Origin of the sequence: Mycobacterium sp. GA-2829, from assembly GCF_001499965.1 — a bacterium.
GTDB lineage: Bacteria > Actinomycetota > Actinomycetes > Mycobacteriales > Mycobacteriaceae > Mycobacterium.
The window spans coordinates 14,862-29,890 of record NZ_LQIT01000025.1; the positions used below are offsets into that span (position 1 = coordinate 14,862).

11 protein-coding genes are annotated in these 15,029 nt (G+C 62.9%); 4 read left to right on the forward strand and 7 right to left on the reverse strand.

Annotated elements, in window-relative coordinates; translation table 11 throughout:
• The first annotated feature begins 197 nt into the window (after positions 1-197).
• Complete coding sequence (locus tag AU194_RS16405; RefSeq protein WP_059090322.1) at positions 198-830, forward strand: TetR/AcrR family transcriptional regulator; 633 nt, start codon at positions 198-200, stop codon at positions 828-830.
• Between the two features lie 55 nt (positions 831-885).
• A complete protein-coding gene (locus AU194_RS16410; RefSeq protein WP_059090323.1) occupies positions 886-2,103 on the forward strand; it encodes an MFS transporter in 1,218 nt (405 codons plus the stop codon).
• A gap of 433 nt (positions 2,104-2,536) precedes the next feature.
• Here AU194_RS16410 and AU194_RS16415 read toward each other — a convergent pair whose 3' ends face one another.
• On the reverse strand, positions 2,537-4,027 hold the full coding sequence (locus AU194_RS16415) for a UvrD-helicase domain-containing protein (RefSeq protein ID WP_197417639.1): 1,491 nt from the start codon (positions 4,025-4,027) through the stop codon (positions 2,537-2,539).
• Positions 4,020-4,823, reverse strand: coding sequence for a hypothetical protein (locus AU194_RS16420; protein WP_059090325.1), 804 nt, complete (start codon positions 4,821-4,823; stop codon positions 4,020-4,022). The genes AU194_RS16415 and AU194_RS16420 overlap by 8 nt, the downstream gene beginning before the upstream one ends.
• Positions 4,824-5,101: 278 nt before the next feature.
• On the opposite strand from AU194_RS16420, the gene AU194_RS16430 reads away from it, so the two are divergent.
• Positions 5,102-6,240, forward strand: a protein-coding gene (locus tag AU194_RS16430; protein ID WP_157576140.1) for an IS3 family transposase whose coding sequence is annotated in 2 segments (ribosomal slippage) — positions 5,102-5,372 and positions 5,372-6,240 — 1,140 coding nt in all. Because the reading frame shifts where the segments join, the coding sequence is not laid out codon by codon here.
• On the opposite strand, the gene AU194_RS16435 is transcribed toward AU194_RS16430, so the two are convergent.
• The 3 genes from AU194_RS16435 to AU194_RS16445 all read right to left on the reverse strand — a co-directional run bounded on the left by AU194_RS16435 (position 6,202) and on the right by AU194_RS16445 (position 12,373).
• On the reverse strand, positions 6,202-7,140 hold the full coding sequence (locus tag AU194_RS16435) for a hypothetical protein (protein ID WP_157576142.1): 939 nt from the start codon (positions 7,138-7,140) through the stop codon (positions 6,202-6,204). The two genes, AU194_RS16430 and AU194_RS16435, sit on opposite strands and share 39 nt — an antisense overlap.
• Positions 7,141-8,284: 1,144 nt before the next feature.
• Positions 8,285-11,407 (reverse strand): RND family transporter, encoded by a 3,123-nt coding sequence (locus tag AU194_RS16440; protein WP_011856887.1) that lies wholly within the window; start codon positions 11,405-11,407, stop codon positions 8,285-8,287.
• 330 nt (positions 11,408-11,737) lie between these two features.
• The gene (locus AU194_RS16445) at positions 11,738-12,373 is read right to left on the reverse strand and encodes a TetR/AcrR family transcriptional regulator (RefSeq protein ID WP_011856886.1); all 636 of its coding nucleotides are present in this window, start codon (positions 12,371-12,373) and stop codon (positions 11,738-11,740) included.
• A 104-nt stretch (positions 12,374-12,477) separates the two neighbouring features.
• Between AU194_RS16445 and AU194_RS16450 the strand changes: the two genes are divergently transcribed.
• Complete coding sequence (locus tag AU194_RS16450; RefSeq protein WP_011856885.1) at positions 12,478-13,347, forward strand: metal-dependent hydrolase; 870 nt, start codon at positions 12,478-12,480, stop codon at positions 13,345-13,347.
• 133 nt (positions 13,348-13,480) lie between these two features.
• Here the strand turns inward: AU194_RS16450 and AU194_RS16455 are convergent, their stop codons facing one another.
• Together AU194_RS16455 and AU194_RS16460 are read right to left on the reverse strand one after the other, a co-directional pair.
• Positions 13,481-14,371, reverse strand: a complete 891-nt coding sequence (locus AU194_RS16455; protein ID WP_011856884.1) for an alpha/beta fold hydrolase — start codon at positions 14,369-14,371, stop codon at positions 13,481-13,483.
• A 58-nt stretch (positions 14,372-14,429) separates the two neighbouring features.
• A complete protein-coding gene (locus AU194_RS16460; RefSeq protein WP_011856883.1) occupies positions 14,430-14,882 on the reverse strand; it encodes a PaaI family thioesterase in 453 nt (150 codons plus the stop codon).
• Positions 14,883-15,029 lie beyond the last annotated feature (147 nt).

Here is a 15,029-nt window from a genome sequence, read left to right on the forward strand (position 1 = left end):
TGTCGCGATGCGGTTCGATGCCGCGCGTTGGAGGGTTGATTCCCCGTATCGAAGTGGCGGAACCGGCTCCTACCAGGGATACTACTGAGTATTATCGTAACGAGGGTCACAATGGGTGTCAATCGTGAGCGGCGCGGAGCGGGGCGCGCCACGCCGTCACCACGGGTGCGCGATGCTGGATGAACCCGATGAGTGCAATGGGAGTTGAGTTGAGCGCGAGCGCCGAACTGGAACCGGACGTCAAGGGTCGGATACTCGACGCGGCTGCTGACGCGTTCATGAAGCGCGGATTCGCGAACACGACCATCGATGACATTGCCGACGAGGTCGGGGCCACCAAGGGCCTGATCTACTACCACTTCCGGTCGAAGTTCGACATCTTCCTGGCGGTGTACGAGGACGGTATGCGCCGCGTGCGCGAACGGGTGGAACCGCATGCGACGGCGTCGGGCACCGGACGCTCACGGCTGGAAGCGATGTCGATCGCCCACCTGGAGAACCTGATGACCGAGTTGGGTTACCACCACGTGGTGCATCAGGGCGTACGGCACCAGGATTCGACGGCGCTGAAGGTGCGCCAACGGGACGCACTCGTTGCGCTCAACGAACTCAGGCGTGACTACGAGCGGATGTTCCGTCGCGTCATCGCCGAGGGAATCGCGGACGGTTCGCTGCGTGAAGTCGACGAAGCGCTCGCGACGCGCATGCTGCTGAGCAACCTGAACGCCGTCGACGTCTGGTATCGCAAGATCGAGGGGCAGACCGCTGAGGAGATCCGCGAGCTCGCCCGCCAGGTGGTCGACATCTTGATCGGTGGACTCGCCGACTGACCCGGCTCCTGCGCTTCGTAACCTTGACGGTCAGAGCCGGTAAGGGGAGTGGGGGATGTCCGAGCGAGTGAGCGCCGATCGGACGCACACACTCAGCGCGGCCCACCGGTTGCGCTGGGTGCTGTTGACGTTGTGCGTCACCGAGATCACCAGTTGGGGAGTGCTGTATTACGCCTTCACCGTGCTCTCCGACCAGATCAGCGCGGATACCGGGTGGTCGGCGCCGGCGACGACCGCAGCGTTCTCGGCAGGACTGGTGACGTCGGCGTTCGTCGGTATCCCGGTCGGGCGCTGGTTGGATCGCGTCGGTCCGCGGTGGATCATGACGGGCGGCTCGGCGCTGGGCTGCGTCTCGGTGGTCGCGGTGGCGGCGGCACCGACCTACGCGTGGTTCGTCGCGGCCTGGGTGGTTGCCGGAGTGGCGATGAGCGGAGTCTTCTACGCGCCGGCGTTCGCCGCGCTGACCCGGTTCTTCGGCACCGACGCGGTGCGGGCGCTGACGGCATTGACATTGGTGGCCGGCTTCGCCAGCACGGTGTTCGCGCCGCTGACCGCCGGGTTGTCGGCGCACCTGGACTGGCGCGACACCTATCTGGTGTTGGCCGTCGTGCTGGCGGTGGTCACGATCCCGGCGCACTTCTTCGGGCTGCGGCGACCGTGGCCGCCGGTGACCACCAAGCATGCGGTGGAGTCTCCGACACGCACGGCCCGCAGCGGCGCTTTCATCGCGTTGGTGGCGGCGTTCGCGCTGTCCGGGGTGGCGTCCTACGCGGTGATCGCGAACCTGGTGCCGTTGATGGGTGAGCGCGGCATCGGTACGGGCGCCGCGGCGGCCGCACTCGGACTCGGCGGGGCCGGGCAGGTTCTGGGCCGCCTCGGGTATCAGGCCTTGGTGCGTCGCATCGGTGTCGTGCCTCGCACGGTGGTCATCATGGCCGGAGTCGCGGTCACGACGGCGCTGCTCGGCGTGTTCAGCAGCTACGTCGCGTTGCTTGTGGTGACGATCGGCGCCGGCGTCATGCGGGGCATCATGACGCTGCTGCAGGCCACGGCGGTGACGGAGCGTTGGGGCGCAACGCATTACGGCCATCTCAGCGGCATCCTGAACGCCCCGGTGATGATCGCCACCGCGATCGGCCCGTTCGTCGGTGCGGCGCTCGCGAGCGTTCTGGGCGGTTATGCGGCGATGTTTCTCGCGCTTGGTGCCGTCGCGGCGTTGGCTGCGGTAGCCGCTGTTGCGACGTCTGCCGCCTTCCCAACGACCAGGCTTTGACTTCGCGGCCTGCGACTACGACGCGCGGCCGCCGTAGGACGTTGGAACGAGGCCGACGGGGCCGAAGTATGCTCTGACCTTCATCGCCCCCATAGCCCAATTGGCAGAGGCAGCGGACTTAAAATCCTCTGAATTGGACGTTTGTCGTGTTTGACGCAGACGGTAGCGGTTGAAGATATTGCCCGGAACTGCGAGTTTGGAGTTGGCAGCGTTGGTGAGTGCCGAGGTGAAACGGAACCACTGCGGTATGTACTGCGGTATCTAGCCTTCGGTCGTCAGGCTTCGTGCCGCGCACAGTGAACCCCTCCGACCCCTGACACTGGGTGCAGCGCCCGGCGAGCGGATCGAAGTGTCTCGATAGAACCTGCTGAGACTGCCGGGCGGCGCGCCGGGAGCTCTGTTGATTTGGAGCGGTCGCCGGCTTCGTGGGCCTTTAGCGGCCGTTGGGTGATTGGTGCAGCTGCAGGCTGTCGCTGACTCCCAGGATTTTGATTGTCTTTCTGGCGCGCGACAACGCCACGTACAGATCGTTGATGCTGGCATGCTCATTGACGTTCGCGATGATGACGTGATCGTATTCCAGCCCCTTCACCAAGAGGGTGCGGGAGATGATGCGCCTTCGTTCGCGTCTCCCAGCGTGCCTGAGCACTTCACGGATCTTCGCAAGCTCTTCGAGCAGCACCCCGGGGTCATCTCCATGAGCTATGGCTCCACGGATCGATGCCTGAATGTCGTACCACGCTTCGTGTGAATGCAGTCGTAGCACTGGTGATGTGGGAACGACGCTCATTGCAGCCGCCAGAGTCCCTAGGGTTGGGTTCGATACGATCGAATCGAAGGCGCGGATAGCAGGTTCGGCGCCGGCTCTACCGCCAGCACCGCCCTTGAGCAGATCGCCCGCGGACTTCCCGTTCGCGTAGCGTTTGCGCAGGGTCTGTGTGTCGAGGACGCCGTGGTTGCAGTGGCATGATTTGGTCAGATCGAATAGCCAGAGCGGGTAATCGATTGGGCTCATCGTCGCTAGGTTTTCTAGGCGCTGCGCCATGTACTTCCCGGCCATTTCCTCCATCACGGTAAATATCCCTCGAAGGTCTCCTGCGATCGTTCGCGCAGTGTTGGCACGGGGAGCGATGATGAGCACGGTCTCGTTCGCGGGGCGGGTCGCCAAGGCTGCTTCCGTAACGCCCGTGGGGTCGTCAGAGATGTTCTGAAACGTCACACCCTCCGGTAGAGCAACGTTGGTCCACCTCACAACGTGGCCGGGGACCATGCGTGGACGAATCTCCAACAACCATTTGCCAAGCGCCTCGTTGTGGCCGGACCATCTGTGGGGCTTGATCGTCGTAGGGTGTGATGGGAATTGTGTCTGTACGGTCGGCCAGTCGGCGAGGCGTTCATTGAAGCCGAAGATGGCCTGCAATGGGTCGCCAAGTACTCCGGCTGCTGGGATAGCTGCACGAAGAGCCAATACGAACGCGTGCTGCGTCTCGCTGCAGTCCTGATACTCGTCTACCAGCAGATGAGTGAACGATGCACGCAGCACTGCATGGATGTGTCTGCTCTGTGCGACTTTGATGGCTGCGCTGACGTAATACTGGGCCTGGGCTGGGACCATCAATTTGGGGACCCGCAGGCCACCCAACTGAGGGTAGGCCCGTGCGAGGCGGAACGCGAAGGAGGCGATGGTCGAGACCTGCACTCCCTTGGTGATGCCGAATCTCTTGAGGCGTGCATTGATGGCATGCACGCCTGCGTTGGTGTGGGTTAACACTAAAGCGCGACCGCCACAATCAATGATGTGCTTGGTTGTCGCAGCCAACAGATGGGTCTTCCCAGCGCCTGCCGGCATTTCGACGGAGGCTGGCAGACTCATCGCGAATGATGCTGCATCCGTCGCCAATTCAGTTGATACCTCTTCAGGCATGGGCAGGTCCGGATACGGCACCTGGGTGGGTACCTGGCTGCCTCTCCCGTGTCTCCGACTGTGCATGGTCGTCATCGAGGGGTTGGGTGAGCGCCTGACCGGCGAGCGACTCTGCGTAGATCGCAGCGCGGAGTTGGTCGATTGTTGCCTTGAACTTGCCCGTCTGCAAAGAAGGGGTTTCAAGGATGAAGGTGCCTAGGCGTTGGCCCTTGTCGACGCGCTTGAACCAGCTTTTGGACTTCGACACTAGAGCGATCGCTGACCGGCAGGCGTCCAGGTCGATGCCTGCGGCTGTCCAGGTGTTTATATCCAGAAGCTCGACACCTTGAGGTGTAACGGAATTGACAACGGCGTACGTGCGCAGGTTGTCGCTAAACGACTGCTTCGCGGCATCTGCGTCCTCGGCGACCTCGAGTGCCGCAGCGATGTAGCCGTTGAGGCCCGTCTCATCGAGTTGCGCGCAGACGGCTGATTCGATGCACGCGCCGTCGGGCCACTGCACCACCACTCCGCCGAGTGTTTGCACGTCAGACACTAACGCGTTCGCGTTTGAATCGTCGCTATCGATGAACAGCACGACTTCATATCCGACACTGAGGAACTCCTTCGCCCACTTGCATGAACCGGTTCCGCCGTTGCCCTCCAACGCCACGACCCCTAGGGCGGCCGAGGGGACGGCCTGTTCCAGGCGGTCGTCCCACTTCTGCAGGAGTCGAAGTACGACCCCGTACTCGGTCTTGCCTTCATTGATCACGATCCGCCGTGACAGAAACGCTTCAGGGCTGGTCTTGAGCAACGGCCGCAAACTGGGGGGATCGCCAAGTGATCGAACGTAAGTGGTCCCAGCCGCTGTCGCGCGAACCATCGCCAGGTCGTCCGGTTCGAGATGGCGCAACGCGGTCGGCGAATGGGTGGTGATGAAGACCTGCGAAAACGCGTCTTTGTTTTTTAAATAAGAAAGTAGATGAACCAGGCGGTGTGGTTCTAGGCCGTATGAGGTGAGCCCCCTGTAGTGGTCCAGTCGTTGTGCGACTCTGTTGCCCGAGTGTTCGGGCAGGAAGAATCACCAACGACATGGCATCGAACAAGCGGCGGCGGCATACGCCCGATCAGATCATCCGCAAGCTCGCCGAGGGTAACAAGCTGCTCGGCTCCGGTCAGGAGCTGGCCGAGGTGTGCCGTCATCTGGAGGTCGCCGAATCGACGTGGCATCGCTGGGTGGCTCAGTACGGCGGCATGAAGGCCAATGACGCCAAGCGGCTCAAGGAGCTCGAGGCCGAAAACGCCCGGCTCAAGAAGCTGGTGGCCAATCAGGCCCTCGACATCGACATGCTTAAGGAGATCGGGTCGGGAAACTTCTGACCCCGAACCGCAAACGCCGCGCAGCGACCATGCTGCGTGAGCGGTTCGGGGTGTCCGAACGCCGCGCCTGCACCGTTGTAGGCCTGCACCGCTCCACGATGCGGCTGACGCCATCACCGGTCACCACCGAGGAGTCCGAACTGCGGGCCTGGCTTCGCCGGTTCTCCACCGACCGGCCTCGCTGGGGATGGCGCCGCGCTGCCAAGATGGCCCGCCGGGCGGGCTGGCAGGCCAACAACAAGCGCATCCGCCGGCTCTGGCGCGAAGAGGGCCTACGGGTCCCGCAGCGCCGCCGCAAGAAGCGGCTGACCGGCATCGGGGTGGCCGTGGGCGCGATGTCGCCGATCCGTCCGAACGTCCTCTGGGCGATGGACTTCCAGTTCGACACCACCGCCGACGGCCGCGCCCTCAAGATGCTCAACGTCATCGACGAGTTCACCCGGGAAGCCCTGGCCATCGAAGTCGACCGGTCCATCAACGCCGACGGTGTCGTCGCCGTGCTCGATCGGCTGGCCCTCATCCACGGGGCGCCGCACTATGTGCGTTTCGACAACGGGCCAGAGTTCGTGGCGCACGCTGTGGCCGATTGGTGCCGATTCAACAGTGCCGGTTCACTTTTCATCGATCCCGGCTCACCGTGGCAGAACGCCTTCATCGAATCGTTCAACGGCCGACTACGCGACGAACTGCTCAACTCGTGGCGCTTCGATTCGCTGCTGGAGGCCCGGGTAATCATCGAGGACTGGCGCCGAGACTACAACGCCAACAGACCCCACACCGCTCACGGCGAACTCACCCCCGCCGAGTTTGCCCTACAGTGGGCCACGACCCACCAACCGAAAGTCGCATAGCGCCTGGACCACCAAACGGGTCCCCCTCACGTATTCCACCTCGTCGACCAGCAGAGTGGCGGAGCCTCCGTTGGCGAGTTGTTGGGTCGCAGCACCCGTTAGCCGGCGGGTACCCAGTCCGAAATTGGTGAGTGGTACGTCCCCCTCGAACAGAGCAAGGTTGCCACGCGTATTGGACAGCGATACATCAAGTCCAGGCTTCAAATCATCGAACCTGGCGGTCCCGATGGTGTGCACTGCTTCCTGTACCTCACGTGCAAGAACTTTAAGGTCATCTGTGACGGCAGCCGAGGCTGCGTCCCGCGCAGCCCGGTTTGCAGCAGTCAAGGTCGCCTTGGTGTTGCCGCGCTTAGAAGTGAGCTTCCCCAGCGACGATGACGACGACCAACGAAGGTGCGCGTCGATACGGTCGTCGATGCGGTACGCAGTTATCCGAGCGCGTTGCGCCGAGCGCACCGGATGCGGATCATCCTCTTGGACGTCTGGCCCGCCCAATGGCGGACGGTAGGACTGCCACACTGGCTCAAGATCAGCCTCGACGAGCAGTTCCACGATCACGCACCGTTCGGACTCGCTGGTCGGGTCGTGCGACCACTCACCCGCGTCGTCGATCCCAGAGAGGAAGGTGCCAAAAGTGTCCATCGTGATGAGCTGGTCTGGCAGATCGGCCACCGCCACCCGGATCCGAATGGGCTCATCGACCTTCGCGCCGTAGAAGTCCGTGTCGACGAACGTCATACCCGCCCGGTCGTGAAGTGTTCGCTCGATAGCCGTCAGGAGCGTCGTCTTGGTTGAGTCGCCGGGGCCAATGAGAGCGAGGAAACTACGCTCTTTAGGTAGTCGCCACGACGCAAACTTGATACCGCGGAAATTTTGAATATCGACGCGTCGAATTCTCATGCGCGACCCCTCCACCCCTTGGACCGAGTCCAAACTAATCGCTTCGGCAAACGGGTTGCGCTATATAGAAGCAAGACACGCCGCATGAGACGGGAAACGATACGGCTCGACCGGCGGTTTTGAGACGGGATGGGGCGCCCCGATAAAGTCTCGCATCTCTAGAAATGAGACAGCGGGCGTTGCGGATGGTAGGTGAATCCACGTCAAACTAGACGAGTGAGTTTTCAAGACGATCCGGTCGAATACGAGCGCCGACTAAAGGCGAAACTGCAGTCAGACATCCATTCGCAGCACCTTGGGCGTTCGCCGGTTTGTACCAAGTCACTCATGCGATGATCCAGCACTCGGTGCTGGACAAAGTTCGAGAGTTCTACTGCCCGAACTGCGTTCTGGGGTGACGGTCGCGACTCAAGAACAGCAGCGGTACGAGCAGCAAGTGTTGTCGCTGGCGCCAAAGAGGAAGTTTCGAGCGTCACTGCTCTGGCTTGTTCAAAGCGACGCCATCACAAAAATCAGGCCGACCGCCTTGACCACATCTACGCGCACCGACACTCGCTCACCCACGAACTCGTCAAATACCTGATCGATCCGGACCTCGATCCTGGGGTCGAGTTGTTTGTCGGCGCGATAGCCACGCTGAAGCGCTGCATCGCTTTTGGATCAACATAGAACTCAGCGTGGGGGATCTTCCTCGCGATGGGTCGCACGTCGAAGTCGACGATATCGATGCCGAGGAAGCCATTCCTGCGTCGTTGATGGCGTTGCAGCAGTGCATAGACGCCTACCTCGACGGTCTTCCATCGACCGGCCCAGCCGACTCCACAACGCAAGATCACCACCCCGAATGACGCTCGCGATCCTCGCGCGCATACACCGCTGGTTGAGGCTGCGAGCTTCTGTTTGCAGAGGCGCCGTGACGCTCCTCCTGGCAGATCCCGGCGTGGACCCATCCCCCGCGCGAACCGGCGGCCGGGCTGTCCGTAGCCCGTGTAAGTGATCTGTTGTCGAGCAGCTCCGCGGCTCTCACTTCTTTTCGTCCGTCGAAAAGAGACTTCGAGTACCGGCGCAGGGGTCGTATTCATTCGGGGTGAATACGCCTTCACGCTGGTCGGCATGTAGCGCCGGGTATTGCTCTGTTCGCTTTTCACCTCTCCTGGACCAGCACGTGAGGTGCGTCCTTAATGCCTCCTGGGTTGGTCTGACCGGGTCGCGGGTTTGTTGCTTTGGTGGGCCACCAGCTGGCTTCGCGTAGGAGTGTGGCGATGGCGGGCACGGTGAGGGTGCGCACGAGGAAGGTGTCGAGCAGCAGCCCGAAGCCGATGATGAGGCCGGCTTGGATCATGATGGCGACTGAGCCGACCATGAGGCCGAACATGCTGGCGGCGAATATGAGGCCAGCGGAGGTGATGACGGCTCCGGTGTTTGCCACGGTGCGCAGGACGCCGACGCGGATGTTGGTTCCGGATTCTTCGCGGAGCCGTGAGACGAGCAGCATGTTGTAGTCGGCGCCGACGGCGACGAGGATGATGAACGCCAGCAGCGGTACGGGCCAGGCGATTTCGTGGCCCAGTCCCCATTGGAAGACTACGACGCCGATGCCGAGTGATGCGAGGTAGTTGAGCACGACGGTGCCTAGTAGGTAGAGCGGTGCTAGGAGTGCGCGCAGTAGTAGGACCAGGATGACGCCGACGATGATGATGGTGGCGATGGCTAGTTGTGCGAAGTCGGCCCAGAGGAGTCGTTGGATATCGGAGTTGACGGCGGGGAAGCCGGCTACGGACACGGTGGCGTCGGCGAGTGACGTGTTGGGTCGTGCGGTGTTGGCGGTGTCGGTGATGCGGCTGGCGAGGTCCATGGCTTCAACGCTGTATGGGTCGTGGCTGCTTTCGATCATGAACCGCGCTGTTTTGCCGTCCGGTGAGAGGAATTGTTCGGCGACGTCGGTGAATTGCCGGTTCTCGAATGCGTTGGCGGGCAGGTAGAAACCGCTCGAGGAGTCGGAGTCGGCCGCTGCGCGCGAGGAGTTCTGTAGTTGGGTGGCGATCTGGCTCATGCCGGACAGCATTTCGATGTTGCTGTCGGCGAGGGTGCGGACGCCGGTGGCGAGTGCTTGGGCGCCGGAGGCCAGCTGTCCGATTCCGTCCTGCAATCGGCGGAGATTTGTGGTCAGGTCGGCGGGGTCACCCAGGGCTCCGAATGCCTTGTCCAGTGAGGCGACTGCGTTCTGGACGTTGGCGAGGGTGCCACCAACGGTGGCATTGGTGGCGGGATCGTAGCGGTCCCCGAGGTCGGCGATTTGGTTGAAGAATCCGTTGTCGCGCAGAGTGACCAGGATCTGGACCTGGTTGCGGATTTGGGCGCATTGTGGGGTGGTGGCGCACCAGGGTGAGGTGTTGAGGGCGCCGACGAGTGGGTCGAGTTGAGTGATTGCGTTTTGGGCTTGGTTGGCCAGCGGTCGTAGTCCTGGGCCGGATTGGATGGCTTGGTCGACGGCGGGGGCAGTGGCGGAAAGTTGTTGCAGCAGCGGCCGGAATTGGTTGACCTGAGTTCCTGCGGATTGGGCTTGGGTGAGGATTCCGGCTAGTGGTGTGAAGGCGGTGCGCACGGTGCTGTCGAGTTGGGCGAGGCCGTCGGCGAGCTGGTCGGCGCCGTCGGTGAGTTTGGTGAGGTCGTCCTTGCGGGAGTTGCCCTCGGCGACGGCGCCGGCCATTTTGTCGCCGATCTGGCCGTTCTGCCAGGCCAGTTCTGCTTGGTCGAGGCGCTCTCCGGTGGGGCGGGTGACTCCGGAAACCTTGGTGACGCCGGGGATCTGGGAGACGCGGGAGGCCATCTCGTCAAGATCGGCCAGTCCTTTGCCGGTCCGCATGTCGGTCGGATTTTCCACGACGAGGAATTCGCTGATGACGACGTCTTTGCGGAAGTGGCGGTCCAGCAGGTGGTAGCCCAGGTTGCTGGCCGTGGTGTCTGGTTGGCCCTTGCGGTCGTCGTAGCTGATTTTGATGGTTGCTGCCGCTGCCGACAGGGCGAGCAAGATGACCAGGCTGACGATGAGTAGTGGCACGGGACGGCGGACCACGGCGACGGCGACGCTGTTCCAGTAGCGGCGGGTGCGATCGGGTTTGGGTTCACCGATGCCGCGTTTGGCGGCTAGCGACAGCACCGGTGGCAGCAGGGTTACGGTGGCCAGAAATCCGAACAGTACGGCGATGGCACACGCGGGGCCAAGGGCGGCGAAGACGCTGAGCCGCGCGAAGACCATGGCCAGGAACGCGAGTGCGACGGTGGCGGCGGAGGCGAGGATGACGCGCCCGATGCTGGCGGTGGCGTGGATGACGGCCTGATCGGCGGGTACTTGGGCGCGGCGCTGTTCGTGGTATCGGCTGATCAGAAATACGGTGTAGTCGGTTCCCGCGCCGAGCAGGATCGCAGTCATGAAGGCGACGGTGAACTGGGAGACGGGCATGCCCATCTCGCCGAGGGCGGACAGCACGCCGCGCCCGACTGCCAGGCTCAACCCGATTACTAGCAGCGGTAACAGCGCGGTGAACACCGACCGGTAGACGATCAGCAGGATCAGGGCGATCACGCCCGCGGTAGCGATTGAGATCAGCAGCAGGTCGTGCTCGGCGGATGCGATCATGTCGCTGAAGGTTGCCGGTGGTCCCGTCACTTGCACAGTCGTGGTCGAGCCGGTGAAGACCTCGGCGGCGATGTTGCGCACCGCGTTTACCGATTCGGCGGCCGTGGGGTCTCCGAGGGTGCCGGTGACACCTACGGGCAGGTACCAAGCTTTGCGGTCGGCGCTGACTGCCTGGGCTTCGGTAATCGGATCGGACAGTAGGTCCTGCACCAGCAGGACGTGGTTGCCTTCGCCCTGCAACCGGCGCACGAGTTCGCCGTAGCGCTGCCGTGCAGTCGGAGTCAAGCCATTGGGGTCTTCCATGGCGACGAACACCATGGTTTTTGAGCCTTCTTCGCCGAAAGCGGCGCTCATGCGGTCAACCGTCTGCAAGGACGGCGCATCGCGAGGGATGAGGTCCACCGACTGTTGGCGCACCACGGTTTCTAGCTGGGGGAACAGCAACGCGAGGACGACCGCGGCGCCTAGCCATACCCCGATGACCAGCGCTTTGTGTCGGAGGGTGAATCGGGCTAGCGCTGCCAACCGTTCGCTGTACTCGCGGGTTTCGGCCGGGTTGGGGGATCCGTTGTCCCGCTGGCCACGGCGCGTGGCCTGGCCTGGGGAATCTGCAGTGCCGTCGGTCACGGGGCCTCCACTAGTAGCGAATCGTAGCGATACTATCGGTATCGCTACGCTACCGCATGTAGTGCAAGTGGTGGCGGGGCCGTCGTCGCCAGGCCGCGCAAAGCGCGCGGCTGGCGAAGGGGCCGGCGACCGCTATCGAGTCGGGACCGGGCCGACGGTCGCAGTGGGCAGAGGAATGATCGAACACTCAGTGGGTTTCTGGAAGCCAGGGCTGACGCTGTAAGTCGACGACACTGGCCTTGGATGCCGTTCAGGGTCTTGCTGTTGCTGTTCTCGGACGTTGGTCGTCGGGCGCACGCACGGCCACATCGCGTAGCGGGGCCGCTAGCTCTAGGTTTGCGCTTCGGTTGTGGCCGACTGGCCCGTGTTCTGCAGCAGCACGTAATTGCCTAGGCTGCCCAGGAAACCTGCGCAGTGCTGAACGAGTTCATCTGTGGTGAATTCCAGTTCTCCGTCGAGTCGGCGGCGCAAGACTTCGAATAGCCCTCCCACGCCCAAGGTCGAAGCCAAATGGGCAACCCCCACGGCAGAGTCGGCGATGTCGAGGTGAAGTCTGGCTTCGCGCAAGACAAGGTCGGTGAAACCTGCCATTAGTTCGCTGCGTAGCTCTCGGAGCAGCGGCTCGGTTGCAGATTCCACGAACAGGATCCGACCCAGCCGCGGGTCGTTGTCGATCATGCCGACCAGCCTGCGGATTGGCGCGTACGCCAATACCTCCGGTGGCTCGCCGGCATCGGGGATCGCGTCGACTATCACCTCCTGGAAGGTGGCATAGAGCTGCTGGTAGACAGCCCGCAGGAGTGCGTCTCGGTCGGAGAAGTGCTGGTAGAAGTACCGTGACGTGACACCCGATTCAGCGCAGACGGCAGTCACAGTGGCGGCGGCAACGCCGCGCGTGCCGATCAACTCCGTTGCGGCCTCGATGAGACGGGTGCGCCGGTTCCGGTGACGCTCCTCGGCGGACATTCCGCTATACACCCGCGCCGAAACCACGTGGATAGCTTGCCATCTAATTCTGACAAGGCTTAGAGTCAGATTGACAGCGCGTCCTTGGCGAATGGGAGAACAACATGAGCGACGATTCGTCCACACGGCCCACCGCACGGGTCGTCCCGAAGCCCCGCCGTGTTCGATTCGATATGCCTGCTGGGACCAGTCGGCAGCACTTCGTTGATGGCGACTTGGTGATGAGCCACTTTGTGTCCACCTTGTCGGCCACGTTCCCCGAAGGCGAAGACTTCTTTATCCGGTCAGTCCGCGAGTACCGGGACCACATCAGCGACGCTGACCTCAAGGAGGCGGTCAAGGGGTTTATCGCACAAGAGGCCACCCACCGACACCAGCATCGGCTGCTCAACGATCGGCTTCAAGCAATGGGCTATCCCACCGAGGGGATCGATCGGCATGTCAAGAAGCTGGTTGGCCGACTTGAGAAGCGTTTTTCTCCCAAGATGCGCCTGGCTGTGACGGCCGCCCTCGAGCACTACACGGCGACATTCGCCGAGATCATTCTCACCAGCGACGAAGCTCAAGAACTGATCGGCGACACCGAAGTGCGGCCTATTCTGCTCTGGCACGCACTGGAAGAATGCGAGCATAAGGCCGTTGCTTTCGATGTCTACGAGACGGTCGGTGGAAGCGAACGCACCAGGGTCTGGGGGATGCGGATCGCCAGCCTCCTCTTGTTCAGCGAGTTGGTCATCCAGACCACCCGCTCTCTGGCTGGTGACCGTTCCGCCTACAACCCGGTGCGCTTGCTGCGCAGCCTTCGAGCCTTCCGTCATAACCCGCTATTCAGCCCAGCAGCAATTGCGCGCTTTCGCTCCTACACCCGCGCCGGATTTCATCCCGACGACTGGGACAGCGCAGAAATCCTCGAACGCTGGACCAAGGAACTCTTCGACGCCGATGGTGGCCAGCAAGTGCGTAGTGGCGTCTAGCTCGACCAGAGCCCGGCACAGTTCAAAGTCGGCCTTAACCGAAGAACACTTCATGGGCTCCGCTTCGCGCGCTGTGAAGTCAAGATCGGTTCTGACTACTGGCCGATCGATGGTGCTCGACCAACGTCGCGACCTACAGGAGGTTCCGGCCGAGGAACTCGGTGACGGCGCAGCCGAAGGCGTCGTTGTCGTCGCCGGCGATCATGTGTCCGGTGCCGGATACGTCGACGGTCTCGGCGTGGGGAACCAGTTGCTTGAACTCGTCGACGGTGGCTTGGGAGACCACGTCGGACAAGAGGCCCCTTACGAGAAGTGTTGGGGCATTGACCCGTCGGGCTCCGTCGATCAGCAGGTGGCTGATTGCGTCGAATTGCTCCGTTCCCGTGGTCGATTCGTCGCGGAGAAAGTCGAAGTTGGAGTGAATGAATGCCGGGTCCCACCGCCAGATCCAGCGGCCGTCGTGACGCTGCCGTAGCACCTTGCGCAGGCCGTCGACGTTGGCCGGGCGCGAGCGATGGGGGTTGTACGCGGCGATCACCTCTGCGGCGTCAGAGAGGGTGCTAAAGCCATCGGGATGTGCGGCCATGAACGTCACCACGCGACGGGCGCCCTGGAATTCAAGTCGCGGGGTGACGTCGACCAGGACGACCGCCGCCCACGACGCCCCGGATGTCAACAGATGCGTGCCGAGCACGGTCATGCCCCCAAGGGATGCACCTACGACCGCAGGGGCGGTATAGGCGCTGAAGTGCTCGCGCACGGCGAGAAGATCGGTCGCGAGTCGCTCGATGTCGTACCTGCCGGCTGGGTCCCAGTCGCTGTCGCCGTGACCGCGGGTGTCGTAGGCGACGACTGTGTATCCGCATGCGTGGAGGCGACGCGCTGAAGTGCTCCACGCGTGCCGGTTCTGGCCGCCGCCGTGCAGGAGCAGCACGACGGGACGGGCGTCATCGTGGCCGTAGCAGTCCGCAGCCAGGGCGATCCCGTCCTGGGTTCGGACCCGATGCTGCACGGCGGAGGTCATGACACCTTCCTGGCGAGATCGTCGTCCGCCCGAAGCGTGGGCCCGGCAGCAAGCGCCTTCATAGTGCGTTGCCCGCGGCGTTCACGATCGTGACCGTGCCCTGGGCTACGCAGACGGCTTTGTCGCCGTTGCTAATGTCGATGCGCGCCACTCCACTGCGCTTGCCCAGCGACACGATGTCGGTGACGGCGACACACACACCGGTGGACACGGGTCGCAGCAGGTTTAGCTTGAATTCGGTGGTGGCGACCCATGATCCGGCCGGAATGACGGGGTAGAACACGACTCCGAGACAGTGGTCGACCATCGCCGATAGACATCCGCCGTGCAGGGTGCCGAAGGGTGTGAGCAGTTCGGCACGGGTTTCCATCTCTGCCACCAGCCGACCGGCGGCGAGTTCGGTGTGCCGAAAGCTCAGAAACCTCGACAGTCCACCTGCTGTGTTCGGCGATCTGAGCAGCTGGTCGGCGATCTGCTCATCGAAGTGCGCGAATGTCACTGCCACCACCATGCCCCTTTCTCCTGTCCGGTCATGGGTCGATCACCGTTCGAGCCCGCGAATCGTTTGAGCATGTCGCCGAATGCGCCGAGGTCGCCGTGCGCGGCGGAGTGCTCGATATCGACGGCGATGAAGAACCTGGCCGCGCGGTGATGCACA

What these genes read in the sequence shown, in the direction of transcription:
- AU194_RS16455 (WP_011856884.1), bottom strand. Translation starts at nt 14,371, where the DNA reads ATGACCTCCGCCGTGCAGCATCGGGTCCGAACCCAGGACGGGATCGCC.
- AU194_RS16415 (WP_197417639.1), bottom strand. Translation starts at nt 4,027, where the DNA reads ATGCCTGAAGAGGTATCAACTGAATTGGCGACGGATGCAGCATCATTC.
- AU194_RS16445 (WP_011856886.1), bottom strand. Translation starts at nt 12,373, where the DNA reads ATGTCCGCCGAGGAGCGTCACCGGAACCGGCGCACCCGTCTCATCGAG.
- AU194_RS16410 (WP_059090323.1), top strand. Translation starts at nt 886, where the DNA reads ATGTCCGAGCGAGTGAGCGCCGATCGGACGCACACACTCAGCGCGGCC.
- AU194_RS16435 (WP_157576142.1), bottom strand. Translation starts at nt 7,140, where the DNA reads ATGAGAATTCGACGCGTCGATATTCAAAATTTCCGCGGTATCAAGTTT.
- AU194_RS16460 (WP_011856883.1), bottom strand. Translation starts at nt 14,882, where the DNA reads ATGGTGGTGGCAGTGACATTCGCGCACTTCGATGAGCAGATCGCCGAC.
- AU194_RS16405 (WP_059090322.1), top strand. Translation starts at nt 198, where the DNA reads ATGGGAGTTGAGTTGAGCGCGAGCGCCGAACTGGAACCGGACGTCAAG.
- AU194_RS16450 (WP_011856885.1), top strand. Translation starts at nt 12,478, where the DNA reads ATGAGCGACGATTCGTCCACACGGCCCACCGCACGGGTCGTCCCGAAG.